The sequence below is a fragment of the Desulfurispirillum alkaliphilum genome (assembly GCF_055378285.1).
In genome coordinates, this window is the sequence record NZ_AP042405.1 from 1,452,501 (window position 1) to 1,472,169 (window position 19,669).

At 55.2% G+C, this 19,669-nt stretch carries 9 protein-coding genes, 2 tRNA genes and 2 rRNA genes (1 of these 13 running past the window's edge); 7 read left to right on the forward strand and 6 right to left on the reverse strand.

The genetic code is table 11. The features are described 5' to 3' along the window. From ACZ46I_RS06585 to ACZ46I_RS06595, 3 genes are all read left to right on the forward strand, one after another. Positions 1 to 1,742 (forward strand): 23S ribosomal RNA (locus tag ACZ46I_RS06585); it begins 1,148 nt to the left of the window's first position. Positions 1,743 to 1,875: 133 nt separating this feature from the next. Next, a 5S ribosomal RNA gene (gene rrf, locus ACZ46I_RS06590) occupies positions 1,876 to 1,990 on the forward strand. Positions 1,991 to 2,007: 17 nt separating this feature from the next. Further along, positions 2,008 to 2,084 (forward strand) — tRNA-Ile (locus ACZ46I_RS06595). A gap of 1,236 nt (positions 2,085 to 3,320) precedes the next feature. Here the strand turns inward: ACZ46I_RS06595 and eno are convergent. Next, entirely contained in the window at positions 3,321 to 4,601 is a 1,281-nt protein-coding gene (eno, locus tag ACZ46I_RS06600) for a phosphopyruvate hydratase (protein WP_013506717.1), read from the reverse strand. A gap of 254 nt (positions 4,602 to 4,855) precedes the next feature. Here eno and ACZ46I_RS06605 point away from each other — a divergent pair, with 254 nt between their 5' ends. Together ACZ46I_RS06605 and ACZ46I_RS06610 are read left to right on the forward strand one after the other, a co-directional pair. Continuing rightward, positions 4,856 to 5,605, forward strand: coding sequence for a hypothetical protein (locus tag ACZ46I_RS06605; RefSeq protein ID WP_156788068.1), 750 nt, complete (start codon positions 4,856 to 4,858; stop codon positions 5,603 to 5,605). Positions 5,606 to 5,669: 64 nt separating this feature from the next. Next, a complete protein-coding gene (locus tag ACZ46I_RS06610) occupies positions 5,670 to 8,156 on the forward strand; it encodes a TIGR03960 family B12-binding radical SAM protein (protein WP_232218770.1) in 2,487 nt (828 codons plus the stop codon). 71 nt (positions 8,157 to 8,227) lie between these two features. Here ACZ46I_RS06610 and ACZ46I_RS06615 read toward each other — a convergent pair whose 3' ends face one another. After that, positions 8,228 to 9,022, reverse strand: coding sequence for a TonB family protein (locus ACZ46I_RS06615; RefSeq protein WP_464281830.1), 795 nt, complete (start codon positions 9,020 to 9,022; stop codon positions 8,228 to 8,230). A 109-nt stretch (positions 9,023 to 9,131) separates the two neighbouring features. Next, positions 9,132 to 10,478: a PhoH family protein gene (locus ACZ46I_RS06620; RefSeq protein ID WP_041726914.1), complete on the reverse strand. Its 1,347-nt coding sequence runs from the start codon at positions 10,476 to 10,478 to the stop codon at positions 9,132 to 9,134. Positions 10,479 to 10,736: 258 nt separating this feature from the next. On the opposite strand from ACZ46I_RS06620, the gene ACZ46I_RS06625 reads away from it, so the two are divergent. Beyond that, positions 10,737 to 10,812 (forward strand) — tRNA-Asn (locus tag ACZ46I_RS06625). Between the two features lie 138 nt (positions 10,813 to 10,950). Here the strand turns inward: ACZ46I_RS06625 and ACZ46I_RS06630 are convergent. Then, on the reverse strand, positions 10,951 to 12,672 hold the full coding sequence (locus ACZ46I_RS06630; protein ID WP_464281831.1) for a methyl-accepting chemotaxis protein: 1,722 nt from the start codon (positions 12,670 to 12,672) through the stop codon (positions 10,951 to 10,953). 265 nt (positions 12,673 to 12,937) lie between these two features. Here ACZ46I_RS06630 and ACZ46I_RS06635 point away from each other — a divergent pair, with 265 nt between their 5' ends. Then, positions 12,938 to 14,125 (forward strand): gamma-glutamylcyclotransferase, encoded by a 1,188-nt coding sequence (locus tag ACZ46I_RS06635; protein ID WP_013506711.1) that lies wholly within the window; start codon positions 12,938 to 12,940, stop codon positions 14,123 to 14,125. Positions 14,126 to 14,128: 3 nt separating this feature from the next. Here ACZ46I_RS06635 and ACZ46I_RS06640 read toward each other — a convergent pair whose 3' ends face one another. Together ACZ46I_RS06640 and ACZ46I_RS06645 are read right to left on the reverse strand one after the other, a co-directional pair. Further along, entirely contained in the window at positions 14,129 to 15,547 is a 1,419-nt protein-coding gene (locus tag ACZ46I_RS06640; RefSeq protein ID WP_464281832.1) for a hypothetical protein, read from the reverse strand. A gap of 1,066 nt (positions 15,548 to 16,613) precedes the next feature. Next, entirely contained in the window at positions 16,614 to 19,667 is a 3,054-nt protein-coding gene (locus tag ACZ46I_RS06645; RefSeq protein WP_464281833.1) for a tetratricopeptide repeat protein, read from the reverse strand. Between the last annotated feature and the right edge of the window lie 2 nt (positions 19,668 to 19,669).

A 19,669-nucleotide genomic window follows, 5' to 3' on the forward strand; every position in this document is an offset into this window, starting at 1 on the left:
ACCACCGAAGCTATAGGATCAACCAAGTTGTTGATCGGTAGAGGAGCGTTGTGTACAGCGATGAAGGTGTTTCGTAAGGAATGCTGGAGCGTACACGAGTGATCCTGCAGGCATGAGTAACGAAAAAATGGGTGAGAACCCCATTCGCCGAAAGCCTAAGGTTTCCTGTGCAATGTCAGTCAGAACAGGGTGAGTCGGCCCCTAAGGCGAGGCCGAAAGGCGTAGTCGACGGGAAACAGGTAAAAATTCCTGTACCACATATCAACACGACGCGGGGACGGAGAAAGGTATCCGAGAGAACTGATGGAAGTGTTCTTTGAAGGGTGTAGGCTCAGGTGTAGTGAAAAGCGCACCTGGTGAAAGCTGAGGCCTGATAACGAGAATCTTCTTCGGAAGATTCAAGTCGGAAATCCTCTGCTTCCAAGAAAATCCGCTAAGGTTCATTGATATGTGACCGTACCGCAAACCGACACAGGTAGGCAGGTAGAGAATACTAAGGCGCACGAGAGAACTCCAGCTAAGGAACTCGGCAAATTGACCCCGTAACTTCGGGAGAAGGGGTGCCCCATTATGGTGATAGGACTTGCTCCTTGAGCCAGAAGGGGTCGCAGAGAATAGTCCCAGGCGACTGTTTATCAAAAACACAGCACTCTGCAAACACGTAAGTGGACGTATAGGGTGTGACGCCTGCCCGGTGCCGGAAGGTTAAGAGGAGAGGTCAGCGCAAGCGAAGCTTTGAATCGAAGCCCCGGTAAACGGCGGCCGTAACTATAACGGTCCTAAGGTAGCGAAATTCCTTGTCGGGTAAGTTCCGACCTGCACGAATGGCGTAACGATCTGGGAGCTGTCTCGGCTGGAGACTCGGTGAAATTGCATTAGCGGTGAAGATGCCGCTTACCCGCAGCAAGACGGAAAGACCCCGTGCACCTTTACTATAGCTTGGCAATGATACTCGGTGTAGTATGTGTAGGATAGGTGGGAGGCGATGAAGCGTGTACGCCAGTATGCGTGGAGCCATCCTTGAAATACCACCCTTACTGCACTGGCTATCTAACTTACGCCCCTTATCGGGGTGAAGGACATTGTCTGGTGGGTAGTTTGACTGGGGCGGTCGCCTCCGAAAGAGTAACGGAGGCGCGCGAAGGTTCCCTCAGGACGGTTGGAAATCGTCCATCGAGTGTATTGGCATAAGGGGGCTTGACTGCAAGACCCACAAGTCGAGCAGGTACGAAAGTAGGTCAAAGTGATCCGGTGGTTCCGCGTGGAAGGGCCATCGCTCAACGGATAAAAGGTACGCCGGGGATAACAGGCTTATCTCCCCCAAGAGTTCACATCGACGGGGAGGTTTGGCACCTCGATGTCGGCTCATCGCATCCTGGGGCTGGAGCAGGTCCCAAGGGTATGGCTGTTCGCCATTTAAAGCGGTACGCGAGCTGGGTTCAGAACGTCGTGAGACAGTTCGGTCCCTATCTGCTGTGGGCGCAGGATATTTGAGAGGATTTGTCCCTAGTACGAGAGGACCGGGATGAACGAACCTCTTGTGCACCGGTTGTTTCGCCAGAAGCACCGCCGGGTAGCTATGTTCGGAATGGATAACCGCTGAAAGCATCTAAGCGGGAAGCCAGCCTCAAGATAAGATATCCCCATGAGAGTCCAGGAAGACGACCTGGTTGATAGGCTGGATGTGTAATCACCGTAAGGTGTTCAGCAGACCAGTACTAATTCTCCATTGTTCTTTTTCTGGCTTGATGCGCACCGTGCATTTTTTGATCTTGACGCTTCAGATCAAAAGAGATACAACCCTGAGTGTTTGAAAGAAACGCATATTCAACTCGACTGCCAGTCAGTCACGCAAAACCGTTTTTAACCGTTTTGCCTGGTACCTATAGGGCAGAGGCCACACCCGTTCCCATTCCGAACACGGAAGTTAAGCTCTGTTCCGCCTACGATACTTGGGCTTAAGCCCTGGGAAAATCGGACGGTGCCTGGCAAAATTTTTTTTATAGGGGGCCTGTAGCTCAGTTGGCTAGAGCTCCCGGCTCATAACCGGGCGGTCCTGTGTTCGAGTCACAGCAGGCCCACCATATACTCAAAGAGTTGACGATTGTATCGTTGGCTCTTTTTTTGTTGTAACTGAAGTTTCGTACCCCCGAAGCGGTAGGTTGTCGCCGCCGACCTGGATACCATACTTGGATGGCCAAAATGGTTCTGCACAGACTGCGTTTCCTGACATTGCCCTCAACTTGTTTGTGAGTTTCTTTTGCCACTTTTTACCCGCAAAAAGTGACTGGGAAGCGACCCCCAGTGCTATCCTTTTCAGCCGTCCGCTTGCCTGAACTGGGGACCGCAAACAACCGCCCTCCGTGGCCTTTGGTTTGCGGTTGCCGCCCTCGTGGCGGCAACCCTGCGGGTCCATAGCGTTATGCAGGCAATTGAAAAGCTCTCAGGTGCAAGGCGCGAGCAAGGTGAGGAGTGAGGCGTACTTCCTGTACGTCGCAATGACGAGCACTTGTGAGCAACGCCGCAGATGAGGCTTTTCAGCAGCCTGACAGTCGGCGCGTCCTGGCTGGGAAAGAACACGGGGGAGAGGCAGAAGCAGGCCGTTCCCCCCTGAGCCCGTCCGGTGAGTGCGACGCCTGGCTGGCAAGACCCGAACGGGACACTCACAGGAAGTGAGTGGTCCGGCAGCACTGCAGGGATGCAGGGGTCAGGCAACGCAAAGAGGCCCAGGTGCAAGGCGCGGGCAAAGCGAGGAGCGAGGCGTACTCCCTGTACGTCGCAGTGACGAGCGATGACCGGCAACGCAGCAGATGGGCCTCTTTGAGCAGCCTGCTGCCGGATCTCCAGAACAGGCGAGCAGGCGATCCGGAAAAACGGGCGTTCGGGGGGCGCGTTTTTGCGTCCTTTTTGCGCGGTCAAAAAGGACAATATCCAGAGGCGAAAAGTGGAATACCAGATAAGTCAAGCATTCAAAATCAATACAGTTTCCGCGCGATAAATGTCAGAATAATAGCACCTTAACCCAAGACAACAAGATGCGAAACTTGAGTAGCTCTTTACGGAGTGTTGATACTCGCGCCAGCATTCCTCCCAGAGACGCTCACTTTCGTCCGTGGCTCGAGTCTCTGCCGCTCACCATCCGGGCTCGCTCTCGGAATACTGGCGCTCCTGCTGAAAAAAAAGCAGGGTAGCCGTGAATGGTTACTTTTGTTTTTGTAATTCATGTTACTGCAGGGTTTGCGGTGAACCATAAAAAAGGCCACTGGTATGAATCACCAGTGGCCTTTTGACGTGTTTCTGTTTTGTGAAGCAGCCGTTTGCTAGAGGTTGTAGAAGGTCTGCAGGCCAGGGTAGAGGGCTTCCTCGTCAAGCTCTTCTTCGATGCGCAGCAGCTGATTGTATTTGGCGACTCGGTCACTGCGGGATGCTGAACCGGTTTTGATCTGTCCGGCATTGGTGGCCACGGCGATGTCGGCTATGGTAGTGTCTTCTGTCTCCCCGCTGCGGTGAGATATCACACAGGTGTATCCAGCTCTTTTGGCCATTTCAATGGCTTCAAGGGTTTCTGTCAGGGTACCGATCTGGTTTACCTTAATGAGGATGGAGTTGGCGATGCCGCGCTCAATGCCTTCAGCCAGTATACTGGTGTTGGTGACAAAGAGGTCGTCGCCAACGATCTGAATGCTGTCACCGAGCTTTTCTGTCAGGATAGCCCAACCGTTCCAGTCGGATTCATCGAGGCCATCTTCCAGGGATATTATCGGATACTTGTCGGCCAGAGACGAATAATAATCGACGAGCTCTTCAGAGGTAAAGGTTTTGCCTTCACCGCTGAGCACGTACTTGCCATCCTTGAAGAACTCACTGGCGGCGGCATCCAGGGCAAGGCAAATATCTTCTCCTGCCTTGTATCCGGCTTTCTCAATAGCCTCCATAATGACCTGGAGGGCTTCTTCATTGCTGGCCAGATTGGGGGCGAAGCCACCTTCATCGCCAACAGCGGTACTCAGGCCGCGATCCAGCAGGACTTTTTTCAGGGCGTGGAAAATTTCAGCGCCCATGCGCAGCGCTTCGCGGAAGCTTGGAGCTCCCACTGGCATGATCATGAATTCCTGGATGTCGACGTTGTTATCGGCGTGGCTCCCCCCGTTGAGGATATTCATCATGGGTACAGGAAGAGTGCGGGCGTTGACACCGCCAATATAGCGATAAAGGGGCATGCCGCAGTATTCAGCGGCAGCTTTGGCGCACGCCAGGCTTACTCCAAGGATGGCGTTGGCGCCCAGCTTGCTTTTGTTTTCCGTTTGATCCAGTTCGCGCATGACATTATCAATAAAGGCCTGTTCGCGAACATCGGTGCCTGCCAGCGCTTCAGCAAGAATTGTGTTTACATTTTCAACGGCACCTTCAACTCCCTTGCCCAGGTAGCGTTCCGTGTCATTGTCACGGAGCTCAACGGCTTCACGGGAGCCAGTGCTGGCACCACTGGGTACTGCGGCGCGCCCTATGTGTCCGCTTTCAAGGATAACTTCCACTTCTACAGTGGGATTGCCGCGGGAATCAAGGATTTCGCGAGCGTAAATGTCTTCAATAAAGGGCATGGAGTCCTCCGCTTGTCTGTAATGACAAAAAGTATATACGCTTTGCTGTAAGTTACAAGTGATTTTGCGGACCGGTGGAAGGGAGGCTGCCACTCTTTTCTTGGTGGGCAAGTCTTTGTCCTTTGCAAATGTAACGCGTTGCGATATAGTTACCTATCAACGTGAGGTGATGGATTGTGAAGGTCTTTGTGCGGCGATTTTGTGTGTTCATGCTTGTGCTCTGCAGCGGTATGGCGTGGGGTACGGAATACCATTTGGGTTTCGTCAGAGAACACTCTCTGCTCTCCTACCAGGTAGATGAGGAGATGCTGCACGTCGGGGCCTACTTTGAAACACCCTATTCGCTGTTCCACCGCGGCGCGAGTTCACTTCAGATACGCAGTGGCTACACGTACTCAGAGCCGCCGTTTTTCGGTGATAACCTGACGGGGAAAGCCGACAGACTGACCCATGAAGATCGCAGTGCTCTCAGTGCCTATTATATTCAACTGGACGACACGGTGCGTGAGGGTCGTCTCTCCCGTCAGCTCCGTTACCGTTACGACCGGGATAATGCCACAGACACCTCCTTTTCAGCAGCTCCTGTTGGAACGGCGTCAGCACCACAGCCAGTTGATTCCTCTTTGCCACTGAACGGTGCTCTTTATCGGCACACGCTTTCGTATTCGCTGGGATACGATGTGCTGGAACGCAAAAGCGCTTCTGTCCATATGAGTGGCAAGATGGGGGGGATTGCGGCTGGCATGACTGCCGATGGCGTCAGTGGAGTGCATGAGCCCTTGTCATTGTTTTCCGATGATGTGCATTTCGGGTATATGTATGGCGTCGAAGGTTCCCTGCGTATCCTGGACAGCGGTCGTTTCAGCCTGACCGGTGTTGCGTCACTGGAGTACTACACCCTGCTTTCTGACAATCACTCTGAGTCACGGTTTCTCGCTCTTGATCCCGGACTCATTCCCGGGCGTGATATGTCATTCTCCCTGAGTGTTCAGTATCGTTTCTGAACACCTCTGAATTTTTTCTCGTATTGGATCCCTGATGTCAAACATGGATATTTTTTTGTCTCAAGTGCAGAAACCATCACGTTATACGGGTGGTGAGCTGAACGCTGTTCTGAAAAAACCTGGTCCTGATGACCTGCGTATTGCCCTGTTCTTTCCTGATGTGTATGAAATTGGCATGAGCCATCTGGGGCTGAAGATCCTCTATCGCGTTCTGAACTCCATTGATGGAGTCTTTGCTGAGCGTGTCTATTCGCCCTGGTCAGATATGGAAGCTTTTCATCGCAGCAGTGGTGAAGGGCTGTACTCCCTGGAGACCCAGACACCTTTGGGCGCATTCGATATCATAGGTATCACCCTGCAGTATGAAGTCAGCTATACCAATGTGCTCAATGCACTGCAGCTCAGCGGTATTCCGATGCGCGCTTCCGACCGTGAAAAGGGGAGCTGGCCACTGATCATGGGTGGTGGTCCGGTGGTATTCAACGCTGAGCCGGTTGCTCCTTTCTTTGATCTTCTCTTTGTGGGCGATGCCGAGGAGGAGATATCTCACTTCGCCAGAGCTCTACTTGCCCACAAGCGAAGTGGTAAGTCGCTGAAATGGCAGGAGATATTTTCTGATTTTATGGGGCGAAAAGGCTACTACTTTCCGGCGCAGTTTGTCCCCTCCTACCGCGATGAGCGCTTCAGCGGGGTCACCCCCCTGATTTCCGGGTACGAGCAGGTAACCAAGGCGCTCGTGACCGACCTTGAGGAAGCGCCCTATGACACCAGGCCCGTCGTTCCCTACATGGAAACCGTTCATAATCGCGCCGTGGTGGAAATCTCCCGTGGCTGCACCCGTGGCTGCCGCTTCTGTCAGGCCGGCATGATCTACAGGCCCGTGCGGGATCGCTCCCCCCAGGCGATTGCCGAGCTGGCCCGCTGTACCCTTGACGCCTCGGGCTTTGATGAGTTGAGCCTGCTTTCACTTTCCGCTACCGATTACCAGCATATTTCTCCGTTATTGCGAGATCTGATGCTCGAATATGGCCGCAGCGGCGTTTCTGTCTCCCTGCCCAGTCTGCGGGCTGGAACTCTGAGCGATGCGTTGCTTGATGAGTTGCGCAAGGTTCGCAAGAGCAGTTTCACCATAGCCCCAGAAGCGGGTACACAGCGTATGCGTGATGTTATCAACAAGGGCATCGACGAAGAGGATATTCTGGCGACGGCCAGAATCATCTTCCAGGCAGGTTGGAAGCGGGTAAAGCTCTACTTTATGATCGGGCTGCCCCTGGAGACCACAGAAGATGTGGCGGGTATCGCGCACCTGGCCGTGAAAATCCAGCAGATTGCCCGTGAAGCGGCCGGCAGATCCGCGCAGGTGATAGTCAGTGTTTCCCAGTTTATTCCCAAGGCACACACCCCTTTCCAGTGGTGGACCATGGACGATCGTGAAACCCTGAAGGCCAAGCAGCGTGTCATTGAGGATATCCTGCGCCCCTATTCAACAGTGCAGTATAAATTTCACGATGCCCGCACCGGCTTGCTGGAAGCTGCCCTGGCCCGTGGAGACCGGCGCCTGGCCGATGTGCTGGAGAGGGCGGTGGAACTGGGCTGCCGTCTTGACAGCTGGAGTGAACACTTTCGCTTTGACCTGTGGCAGCAGGCTTTTGCCGACTGCGGAACAAGTCTTGATCGCTGGGCGTATCGACAGTATGACCTGAATGATCCCCTGCCCTGGGATCATATCGACAGCATGATCAGCAAGACCTGGATGCAGGAAGAGTGGCAGCGCGCGTGCCAGGAGCAGGTAACTCCCGACTGCCGTTTTGATCGCTGCAGCCAGTGTGGTGTCTGTGGTGGCGAGGTGCGGTTGCGTCTGAATCGACGCCAGGGGTTGGACATCAGTGAACGCGAAACCACTGCAGAAGAGAATCTGGCTCAGATGGCCATGGTGCCAGTGACCACCCTGCGCATTCGTTATAAGAAAGAGGGTATGGTACGCTTCCTCAGCCACCTGGAAACCGTGAAGTCGGTAACGTCCGCCATCCTGCGGGCCGACCTTCCCGTTGCCTATACCCAGGGTTTCAATCAACATGTGAAGCTCAGCTTCAGTGACGCGCTCGGCCTTGGCATCCAATCCTACGCCGAGTATATGGATATCGCGCTGGTGGAGCAGATCGACCCAACCGAAGCCATGGCGAGACTCAACCGTGAACTGCCACCTGCGCTGGCAGTGCTGGATGCCCGTACCGGCACCTTTGCCAAGCTCTCCGCCGCACACCACAGCACCACCTATCAGGTGAACCTGGACGTGGAGAACGGGCAGCACCTGCATGCAGCGCAGTGGCTGGTGCGACGGGAAAACAAAAAAGGCGTCCGTGAAATAGACATCAAGCCCCACTGCGCGATCATGGGGACCCGCCCCCTGCAGTTTGCTATCCACAGCAACCCTGACGGGGTTACGCCAAAGCCCGTGGAAGTGCTGGAGTATGTCAGTGCCCTGCCCCGTGAGCAGCTCAGCAGCTTTGTCATTACGAAGATGCAGGTGGTAGGCGAAGGCGCTTTCTGAAAATGCCCTGGCCATGACCACGCGGCACGTAACAGAAGAAAAAAGGGTCACACGCGAAGTCCGGCTGCCGGTTAGCGCGAGTAGATGAACTGCCCTCCCAGGGAGTAGATAAACACCCCGTTGATGGTCAGGCGCTCCAGCGGGTCGGGCAGGGGGGCATAGGGGGCTGCGTCGCGCACTGCTCGCAGAGCCGCGTTGGCCAGGTAGACGGACTGGCTTGGATTGCGCACCAGCTCAACCCCGTCCAGCTCGCCATTTTTTCTGATATGAAAACGCAGCAGGACAATCCCCTGTTCGCCCTCCTGGATGGCGGCGCGGGGGTAGATCCAGACGTTTTCGATCTTGCGTTTGAGTTGCCAGAGAAAAGAAGCGTACTCCAGGCGGTAAAAACCGTCCTCGAAGGTGATGACGTCTTCGCTTTCCGTTGCCGGATCCTGCTCGTGGCCGAAGAGGTCGTCCAGTTGACGTAAGTCAGCCTCGGACAGTCGGTAGGGATCGAAGGGGAGCGATTCATCGGCGCTGCTCTGCTCTGCCATCAGGTCGTCCATGGTGATGGATCGACGGGGCAGAGAGACAGTGGGAGCTTCTGCTGGTGGTTCTTCAGCCGCTGACTCTTCCGGCTGATCACGTTCAGGAAGGGGCTCAGGGTCCGCTGACTCCACAGACTCCACGGGAGGGCTGACGAGGGCAGGCGGCGCCACGGGTTCGAGCACGTGGGGCTCGACAACAGGGAATTCCGGAGTATGGCGGAAGTAATCAACTTCTATGGGAACCAGCCGATCTGCTTCCTCCGTGTCCAGAGGAAGCAGAAGGCCGATGATGATATGCAGCAGCAGTGAACATGCCAGCAGCCAGGAAAAACGCATGATAAAAAACCTTGCCCTCGTGTCGCATTACCCCGAGCATACGCAAAAAGGTGTGAGCCTGTAAAGGTCACGGCCTGCTTGGAGAGCCTCGCTGCTCTTGTGCTCCGGGTCAGAGAATATTGGCGGCCAGCTCAGCCAGCTCGCTGCGCTCACCTTTGATCATGGTGACGTGGCCAGCGATATGCTGCCCTTTGAAGCGTTCCACGATATTGGAGAGGCCGTTGGAAGAAGAGTCCACATAGGGGTTGTCGATCTGGTACGGGTCGCCCGTAAAGACGATTTTGGTGCCATTGCCCGCCCGGGTGATGATGGTCTTGATCTCGTGGGGCGTCAGGTTCTGTGCCTCATCCACAATAAAGTACTGGTAGGGCAGGCTGCGGCCGCGAATATAGGTCAGCGCTTCAATTTCCATAATGCCCTGGCTGAACAGCTCCTGGTAGCTCTTGCGTTCGTAGTCCATCTCCGGGGCACCGATCAGAAAGTCCACATTATCGTAAATGGGTGTCATCCACGGCTGCAGCTTGTCTTTGATATCTCCGGGCAGGTACCCGATATCCTTGCCCATGGGGAAGACCGGACGCGAAACCAGCAGCTTCTTGTATTTCCCTTCATCCGCCACTTTCTTCAGGCCAGCCGCAATGGCCAGCAGCGTCTTGCCGGTGCCTGCGATACCCACCAGGGAGACCAACTTGATATTGTCATCCAGGAGCAGGTCAAAGGCATAGCGCTGCTCTTTGTTGCGGGGGTGAATTCCCCAGATACCCTGTTCCGGGTAGTCGTCAAAAACCTTGCGGATCTCATCAGTATTTTTGAAATAGCGCCCCAGGGCGGAGTTCGAGGGGTTTGCCTCGTTCTGCAGCAGGAAAAACTGATTATCATAGAACGTCTGGTCCTTGGGCAGAATATCCGAAGCCTTGATCTTGCCCTGACTGTGCATTGCCTGAATCACATCGCTGGAAGTGAACATATCGTGGCTGCCCATGTACAGCTCACGGATATCGATCTTGTCTGATTCGTAGTCTATGGAAGGCACGCCGCAGGCGTCGCCTTTGATGCGCAGGTTGGTATCGCGACTGACGAAAACGACATTTTTGCCTTCCTGCTTCAGCTGCAGAGCCATGGACAGAATGATATTGTCAGCAGCATCGCCGCGAAGGGCCTTGGGCAGCAGGCGCATGGCCTCATCGGAAGCCATGAGGACAGAAATCTTGGCGTCATTGTCTTCGGGAAAGAGGACAACACCCTCATGAATATTTCCCTGGGAGCGTATCTGGTCCAGCATGCGGCTGAATTCTCGGGCGCTGCGACCAAGCTGATCCATGTTACGTTTGAACTTATCCAGTTCTTCGATCACGGAAATGGGAATGACCACATCGTTACCGTTGAAGTCGTAGATGGCGCGGGGGTTGAGCAGGATAACGTTTGTGTCCAGGATAATGGTCTTCTTGTCTGGCATGTTCCACTCCACGGAAATGGTATAGGCGCAGAACCGACTATAGCCCGAGATGCAGATGGAGAAAAGATAAACTTGCACACCCGGCCAGGAGCGAGCGAAAATACCGCGCTGGTGGGTCTTGGTGCAAAGCATGATTACCTGAATAACCAACATTTTGTCTTTGCGGCCCCCTGGGGCGACAGGGAGACAAAAAAGCATTGACAATGGCCAGGCAATACTGCTATAACCCCGTCCGTTGCCTGCAAGGGCGGCCTCTGTTCCCCGATAGCTCAGTAGGTAGAGCGAGTGACTGTTAATCACTTGGTCGCTGGTTCGAGTCCGGCTCGGGGAGCCATACTTACAAACCTTTTGGTTTATAGAAAAAGCCCGAAACCTCTGTTTCGGGCTTTTTGCGTACTGCTTCGATATCAAGCAGAGAACCACCGGTGGCGAGGTATGTTCGGTACCACCACGTACCTCGCACCGGGAGAATTTATGTTAACTGCTTGTAGTCGTTGTGCGTCTTGAACTCATCAGCCAGAGCGGTGGCATGCATTGCCTGGCGCTCCACCTCCGTGGTGTGCTCCACCAGTTCGCGGGCCGTCTCGGCACTTCTCTGGACCTCTTCGGTGATGCCGGCAATGGCAAGAGAGACGTTGGAAAGCGATTCTGTCTGGTTCTCTATCTGCCTTTGAGCCTGAGTGTTGACGGCGGCAATCTGTTCGAGTTTTTCCAGCACGGTGCTGAAGAATCTGTCCACAGCTTCAAAGCGCTCAACCCCTGTCTGCACATTGTCGCTGGTAGTTTTCATGCTGGCGTTGGCGATGGCGGCTTCACTTTGCAGGCCGCCAAGGATGGCGGATATCTCTGAGATGGCTTCCTGTGTCCTCTCTGCCAGCTTGCGCACTTCATCGGCCACTACCGCGAACCCTCGCCCGCTGTCACCGGCTCTGGCCGCTTCAATGGCCGCGTTGAGAGCCAGCAGGTTTGTCTGGTCGGCGATATCATTGATGGTGCCAAGGATCGTAGTGATCTGATCCGTTGACCCTGAGAGGTTGGCGACCGTTGCGGAAAGGGAACTGGCATTTTCGCGGATATTTTCCATGGAAAGTACCGCTGCGCTCAGATTCTCCTTGCCCTGCTGGGCCATGGAAAGCGTCTGGGAAGTGCTGCTTGCGGCATCACCCATGGCGTTGAGCACATCGCTGGAGGCGTTTCCGATCTGCTCTATGTGGTCAGCGCTTTGCTTGAGTTTATTGCTCTGGGCATCGAATGTAGCCGAGAACTCCGTCGCCATGGACGCGATGACGCGGTTGCGGTGCGCGACGTCGGAAAAGTTCTCCTTCAGCGTTTTCAGCAATCCACCAAGGCTGGTTATGAAATGATTAATGGCGCTGGCGATGGTGTGGATTTCGCGATGACTTGCCGCAGGCAGTTCAATGGTGAGATCCTTTTGTGACGACTGCAGGATGCGGGCGTACCTGGAAACGGGCTGGATGATTCCGCGCTCAAGGAAGAGGTGCAGAAAAAAGCTCAGCAGGAGAATGAAGATAACAATAACCAGAGCGGCGGTGATGAAAAGCGTCCGATGAAGGCCCTCAACCGATTCCCGCGCGATATCCAGTGGAACGGCCACCGAAATAATTCCCCGGTGATCGCCCTCGCGGAAATTGAACGCCCGATCGCCATAGTCCGCCAGCAGGCGATTATACAGCGGTGTCGGTACTTCCTGGTGGGGAATGCCGTGGCAGGTCAGACACGCCTTTTCCACGCGCAGTGGTAAAGCATAGAGAATGGCGTCGCGACCCTCGTGGACTCCCAGCTCCCAGTACTCGGGAAGCCCCTGATTCTGGATACGCTCAATCATGAGGAGCTCGTTTTCGTTAGGCGTGTTCTGGGGGTTGCGGTAACGCAGAGAAGTCTGCTTGATGTAGAAGTCGCCCATCTTGCTGAAGTTCTCCGCCACCTGACCAGCCGAAAAGGCAGGGGTCGCCGCCCACTGGTTTATGGAAGGATCTGAGAAGGTTACATGGGGGGCAATTCTGGCCATATAGTGGCGCATCACCGAAAGCTGGAGAGCCATTTTACGGGCTTTGTCGACATTCTCGTCAATGGAGTAGGTGTCAATGCGCTGTTGTCCGATGAATCCCAGTGTGCCAATTGCCAGAATAAGCATGGTCGCTACAATAATGGCCAGTTTAATTTTCATACCCATATTTTTTGCGCTCCGGAAAATTTTGCAGTTACACTGCAAGCGGACTGCCACTCAGTGATACTTATGGATAGGCGTTATAGGGGCAGCGGGCTGAATGAAAAATGACCGGCACCCGGGAGTTTTTCTCTCGCATCCGGGAAGTGCGTAATCGGAAAGTGGCAAAGGAGTATCCATCTGTACGCCTTGAAACCTCATGGGCGGTGCGGGTAACAGTTGACAAACTTTGTCATTTTCGGCAACACTGCCCCAAACGGAGGTAAGTATTGTGGCGCACACCAGCAACAGCCCGGAATCACCGGCAGTACTGTTGAGTCAGGCCCTTCTGCATGAACTGCTGGACGGGCTTCTGCCTGCCGGGGAAGTCTACAGCGCACTGACCCTGAACCCATCCCATGGCCGGGAAATCGACCAGTACTTTCCCAATGCCAAGACCGCCATACCACATCCCGAACAGCTTGAGTTCTTTTCCAACTCAGCGTACCCTCAGCATCCCCTGAACTTTCCCTCCAGCTCCTTTGATATCCTCTTTGCCGTTGATTGTTTTCAGCATTACTGCCGCCCCTCTGAAGCCTTTTGGGAGATGGTGCGTCTCCTGAAATTCGGTGGATTCTATGTGGTCAGCATGGCTCAGGGAAATGAAGGCATGCTCCCGCAGAAGTTCTGGACCCCTTTTCGCGAGTGTGTACAGGTGAGGGAACTTGATCACGGAACGGTGCGATTTTTCGTATTCCGCTGGGACCAGCCCAAAGTGAAGGCCTTCGAACCCGGCACCTTCCTGTGGCCCACCGTTATGCCCAAAGCCCAGCAGGTGGTGCTCGGACAGCGAGCCGATGCCATAAAGACCCCCTACTACTTTTTCTACGGCACCCTCATGGAGCGCTACGCCAACTATCGTCGCTATTTGCGCAATCAGGCCATCACCCGGCAGATAGCCTTCTGTCCCGGGAACCTCTATGCGCTGCCCATGGGTTTTCCGGGGCTCGTGCGTGACGACGACCTGCCGCCGGGACAGGTTGCCGGCGAACTGATGACCTTTGCCAATCCCTACAGCGTACTGCGGGCGCTTGATCGCCTGGAAGAGTACTTTCCCGATCGGCCTGGAAGCAGCATGTACACTCGTCAGCTGCTTCCGGTCAGGGTACTGGTGAAAGAGAACGGCAAAGAGCGTTTTGCGCGGAGGCTGGCCTGGGTGTACGTCTTCCCGGATCGCAGCCGGCACTTTATCTGTCAGGGGCAGGACGTGCACATCGCCTGTGGAAGCTGGAAAGCCTATCGGCAGCCCCTCCAGGGAGAGTGGCAGCGGGATGATATTCATCTGGCCAGGGATTTCTACCTGGTGGATCCCGATGGTGGCAGAGCAGGTGATGAAAGAATTGAAGTTCAGCAGCTCCCATGCTGGCGCAGATGCCAGAGCCGACGGCTCTGTCCATGGAACTCGCAGACGACAGCGTGAGAACTACTCAGGAAGTATCTTTTGTCGCTGGTGCAAAGTGGCGCGCAGAACCTCGCGGTACTCCGCCAGGTTCTGGTGGGAACCCTCCTTCGCAAGGCCATCGATGACATGGTTGCAGAAACGGTCGATTGTCTCAGCAGGAACCCGGCGCGGATCCCCTGACCACTGGGTGAGCCCGGCAATCACATTGAGATCCTCCTTTCTGGTGCGAAAGGCGAAGAGAAAACCCTTGAGGCACATCAACAGCACCTCCAGGGGGAAACTCTGCTGCCCCCTTGGAAGCAGCCGAATGAAACTGAACTCCACCACCGTGTGCAGAAGATTATCCCGCCCACTGCGATGCTGGCGTTTATGGGCCAGCCCGCGAATCTCATCCCGGCCAATGCGCCGCTCCATCAGGTGACCATCGGGACCAGGGCCGAAGTCTCCCCCCAGAATAAACAGACACTTGTAGTCCTCCAGCGTCGCCGGAATATCCAGACACCGGGAGTACTCCATATTGACATGCATGCTGAAGGGCGTGACATCATGGACAAACTCCATCAACTCTTCCACCACCTGGGCCAGCAGACCGATATCCCTGGTGAACGGCAAGGTGCGCTTGCGGGCGTAGTCCAGGCGTACCAGACTGTATTCAAAAAATCCCCCCACCCGGAAGATCGGCAGGTGCAGGTACTTGCGCCAGGTGATGTGGTGGTCCAGATACCCTCCAAGGCGCCAGCATACCTGATCCAGGAAGAAGTCGTGGTAGTACTGCATGTTGTGGAAGCGCGCATCATGGCGCCAGTACGCTGGCCCTTTGAAATTGGCAAAACGGATATCCATGGGAGCAAACTGGCCCAGGTTGCTCAACTCCAATTCCGCGCCCATGGGCGTGTTGCCCGGGCGCATACGCTGGCGCAGCTCAGAAATTGCTCGCTGCACCCCCTTGCGGGAAAAGAGCTTACGTGCAATATCAAAGGCCATGACGCACAGGATATAGTAGCAGCCCATGCGCTCATGCCAGGCACGCTCAACCGTGGCGCTGATCTGCTGATGCAGCTCCGTACGGTGAGTGTTCAGGAACCTCAGCGCCACGGTTATGGCCGCGCTGTCTCGCACACAACCAGTGGAAGGGCCGGGCAGCTCAAGGCCCAGGTGACGCTTGGTAAACATCACCGTGGCCCCCAGAATATAGTGACGCATGACCAGATTCAGATAGTTTTTCGCCACCGTGGCATCAATGCGCCAGGCAGATGGACGCAGTTGCAATCGGCGGTCAAGCTTGCGCATGGACTGTTCGAAGGTATCGGGACGGGTTTTGCGGCGCAGGTAGACACCCAGGAATTCCTGGCAGATCAGGCCGTGCTCCTGTGGGTGAAAGCTCTCGTACACGGTTTCATAGAAAGTATCAGTGAACTGTTGAGGAAAGTATCCTGGCATGGTGCCCTTCCTGAAAAGTTTACCAGTCAAATTAGTCATACGGCATACTTTCTGTGCAGTGTAACGCTTCACACCGGAAAGGTCGAGGGAATTCTGCAGAAAAGCCAAAGGCCACGAAACCGCAGGGAAAATGCAGAAGGGAGTTTACTGCAAATGAACGCGAATAGACGCGAATGGAAAGACAGGGGCAATTCAAGGGCAGGTAACCATTCAGGGTTTTGGAATGCAATAAAGGGAATTTCCTCTCGCAAAGCCGCCAGCCGCGAAGTCGCCAAGGAAAAGCAGCAACGAGTGACAGCTCAAAAACGAAGAGATTTTCACACAAAGCCCGCAAAGGCGCAAAGAAAGGCAATAAGGGAAAGGCAGTTTCTACCGCGAATGAACACGAATATGCACGAATGGGGGAAATTTCACGCAAAGACTGTGGGGAGGGGAAATCGGAAGAGCTTAACCACGGAAATCACGGAAGACACGGAAGTTACCGCGAATAGACGCGAATGGAGAGACAGAAGCAGGCCGTTCCCCCCTGAGCCCGTCCGGTAAGTGCGACGCCTGGCTGGCAAGATCCGAAGGGACACTCACAGGAAGTGAGTGGTCCGGCAGCACTGCAGGGAGGCAGGGGTCAGGCAACGCAAAGAGACCCAGGTGCAAGGCGCGGGCAAAGCGAGGAGTGAGGCGTACTCCCTGTACGTCGCAGTGACGAGCGATGATCGGCAACGCAGCAGATGGGGCTCTTTGGGCAGCCTGCTGCCGGATCTCCAGAACAGGCGAGCAGGCGAGCCGCAAAAACGGGCGTTCGGGGGCGCGTTTTTGAGTTCTTTTTGCGCGGTCAAAAAGGACAATACCCGGAGACGAAAAATGGAATACCAGATAAGTCAAGCATTCAAAATCAATACGGTTTCCGCGAGGTAAGTGTCAGTATGATAACAGTTTAACTCAAGGCAGCAAGGTGCGAAAGTTGAGTTGCAAAGGCAGAATCTCAAATGAGGGTCGGCGCAATGAAGAGATCGGCAGGCAATTGAAAAACCCTCATCTGCTGCGTTGCAAATGGGAATGCTGCAGCCTGTCAGTGGATCTGGTAGGTCAGGACAATATCCCCCAGGTCGGTGGCGTCAATGCCATTTTCCACACTGACCTTCAGGTAGTACAGGCTGTCCAGCAGGTTGCCGTCGATCAGTTCCACCAGGCCCATCAGGTAATTGATGGTGGGCATGTTCGGATAGCGGTTGAGGCCACGGAAAAGCTCCTCGCGGGCCATAAAGTGGCGGCCGTACATCAGGTGAATTTTCGCCAGATTGTAGTAGGGCATGGGGTTTGACGGATTAATTTTTGAGGCCACTTCAAATACTTCGCGGGCGAAGTTGTAGCGCCGGAACTGCTGATTGGCGTAAGCGTAGTTCATGGCGACGATAAAGTTGCCCTGGTCTTCTTCCAGGGCGCTTTCATAGGCTTTCTGCAGGTTTTCATAGTCGCCCACATCGGCGAAGCTGTTGCCCAGATTGTTCAGGGCGGCAATGGAGGGCTGGATGGCGGCCGCTTCACTGAAGTAGCGATTGCCGCGCTTATGCTGCTGCATGCGGCTGAAGGCTATGCCGATCTTGGTGCTGGAAAGGAAGTTGGCTTCCTGGTTATACAGACGCTGGAACGCTGCCATGGCTTCAGTATATTCTTCGCGCAGCAGGGCGCGGTCGCCGCTGAGCATGATAAAGCGCGGATTCACCTGGAGTCTTGGTGGAATGGCAAAGGTTTCTCCTGTGAAAACTTCCCGCATCAGCAGGCCCTCGTAAAATTCAGGGAACTGCTCAGGGAGATCCTGAAAGCGCTCGTCACGCGTGGCGATCTGATCATCCTGGTAGAGGAACTGGGCAATAGCTGCCAGCAGCGCCAGTCGGGGGTCGCTGATCTTCGGGTCATAATCTTCCAAAGAGCGCTCGCGCATTTCATTATAGGCGTTGACAATGCTGTTCTCCAGGCCCTGCATGGCAAAAACCACTGCCTCATCGTCGCCGCGGCGGGCATCCATGACGGCCAGATTGATATCCACTTCATAGAGCTGTGGAGCCGCTGCCTTTATCTCGTGGTACATTTTTTCCGCTGTGCGGTCAGATCCCATCTTCTGATAGGTCAGGGCGATATTGTACTGGATAATGGGATTGCCCCGCTCCTGGGCGGCCGCCTGCTGGAAGTACTCCAGGGCGCGCACCAGGTCGCCGGAGAGGCTGCGTTCCACACCCTTGTTATTCAGGCGAGCGGCGTCGGCGTGCTGGGTGGCACGCAGAAACTGGCGGTATGCCACCCGATAGAGAGACTGCTCATAGCTGGAAAGGGCGCTTTCCTGAATGCTCTGCATTCGATCCGTTTCCAGCAGGAAAGGACGCGCGTACTCCAGGTAGCGTTCCGTTACCGAGGTGAAAGGCGAAAAAGCGTAGGTCAGCCGGAAGGTGTAGCGATCGGATATCAGGAAGCGTGGCACATATTCGCGTTTCGCGGTGGAAACACCTTTGGCCAAAGCGCCCTCGAAGTGCTCCACGGCCTGGCTGATATCATAGCTGCCCAGATTCTCCAGCATCAGCGCGTAATGGGCTTTGGGCCCTATGGGGTTGGCCGTTGAGCGGGAGACCTGCTCCATCACGGCCCGGCCCTCTTCCTTGCGATTGCGTTCCAGCAGGAGTTTTCCCAGATAGTAGCGGGCGATGTCATTGTCCTGCTGGCGCAGGTGCTCCTCGGCCAGGTCGAAGGCCCTGAGTTTGCGCAGGTACTCGCCGCGCAGGGCGTTGCTGATGGGCTCATTGGGGTGGTATTTCAGCAGTGATTCCAGGGTATGGCGGGCTTCACGCAGATCTGCCTGAATCAGCTGCAGCGAGGTATAACCCCTCAGGGCATGCAGATTTTCAGGATTGCGGCGCAGAAGGCGCTTCAGGCGCGAAAGGGCCAGGCTCTCCTGCCCCTGCAGGAACTGCGCGTAGGAGGTCAGTTCTTCGCCACGGGGGAACCAGGGTTCCGTCGCGAAAATCTGCTCCAGCATCTCCTCCATTTCCGGGTAGCGCATCAGAACAAAAAAATACTCCGCCAGTTTTTTCAGCGGATAGGTGGAACTGGTGATATTGGACGCCGACACATAGGCGTTGATGGCGTCCTCGGGGCGATTCAGGTCGCGGAAGGTATCACCGATGCTGATGAAGACGTTGGGCGTGCGCTGCACCTGCTGAGCGCGGCGGAAAAACTCCAGGGCATCCAGCTGGTTGCCATTCTTGCGGTAGGCCATGCCCAGATTCATCAGCACTTCGTAGTTATCGGGATCGGCGCTGAGAATTTCCCGGAAGCCCTGGATGGCCGCGTCATAATCACCGGTGATCAGCAGCAGCGAGTTCTGATTGGCCATGGCCTGGGTGTTGGATGGATTGAGATCAATGGCACGGGTATAGTGGCGCCTGGCATTGGCGTAATCGCCCAGATACAGGTAGGCGTTGCCCACGTTGTTATGGAATTCGGAATTGTCCGGGTCAAGGCGCAGAGCCTGCAGGTGGTACTGCAGCGCCTCCACATTGCGACTGACCTCATGGAGGGCAAGCCCCAGAGCGGAATAGGACTCAGGCAGTGAAGGCCGTGCGGCAATGGCCCGCTGGAAGCTTTCAATGGCCTTTTCAAAGTCGCCCAGTTCGGTATAGATAACCCCCAGGTTATGGTAGGCCAGGGCGGCATCGGTGCCGATGGCCAGGGAGTATTCATTTATGGCGCGGCTGTAGTCGCCACTGAGGAAGTACTGATCGCCACGCTCCAGGTGAATACTGCGACCCCATGGCTTCTCGGGCTCCTCCCGCTGTCCGCTGACTCCCAGCAGCACCGTCTGTGGATCTTCCACCGGCTTTTCGTACTCAGGCTCTTTGGTCAGCTGAATGACAGCCATGATCAGACCCACAAGCACAGCAACCCCCAGCACCGAGCCGCCATAGATCAGCATGCCCTTGCGGCTGTGAGGGTCGGGGATTTTCAGAACGAAGCGCGTTACCCGCTCATTGTCCCGCAGAACCGGAACCTTCTGCAGCAGACGGTAGAACAGCGGCGCGTGATCGTCATCATCCAGAAAAGCCAGTTGGTCGTGGAGCTCCTGACGAGCCATGG

Excerpts from the sequence above, each read along its gene's own strand:
- eno (WP_013506717.1), bottom strand. The coding sequence starts at position 4,601 with ATGCCCTTTATTGAAGACATTTACGCTCGCGAAATCCTTGATTCCCGC.
- ACZ46I_RS06640 (WP_464281832.1), bottom strand. The coding sequence starts at position 15,547 with ATGCCAGGATACTTTCCTCAACAGTTCACTGATACTTTCTATGAAACC.
- ACZ46I_RS06620 (WP_041726914.1), bottom strand. The coding sequence starts at position 10,478 with ATGCCAGACAAGAAGACCATTATCCTGGACACAAACGTTATCCTGCTC.
- ACZ46I_RS06630 (WP_464281831.1), bottom strand. The coding sequence starts at position 12,672 with ATGGGTATGAAAATTAAACTGGCCATTATTGTAGCGACCATGCTTATT.
- ACZ46I_RS06645 (WP_464281833.1), bottom strand. The coding sequence starts at position 19,667 with ATGGCTCGTCAGGAGCTCCACGACCAACTGGCTTTTCTGGATGATGAC.
- ACZ46I_RS06615 (WP_464281830.1), bottom strand. The coding sequence starts at position 9,022 with ATGCGTTTTTCCTGGCTGCTGGCATGTTCACTGCTGCTGCATATCATC.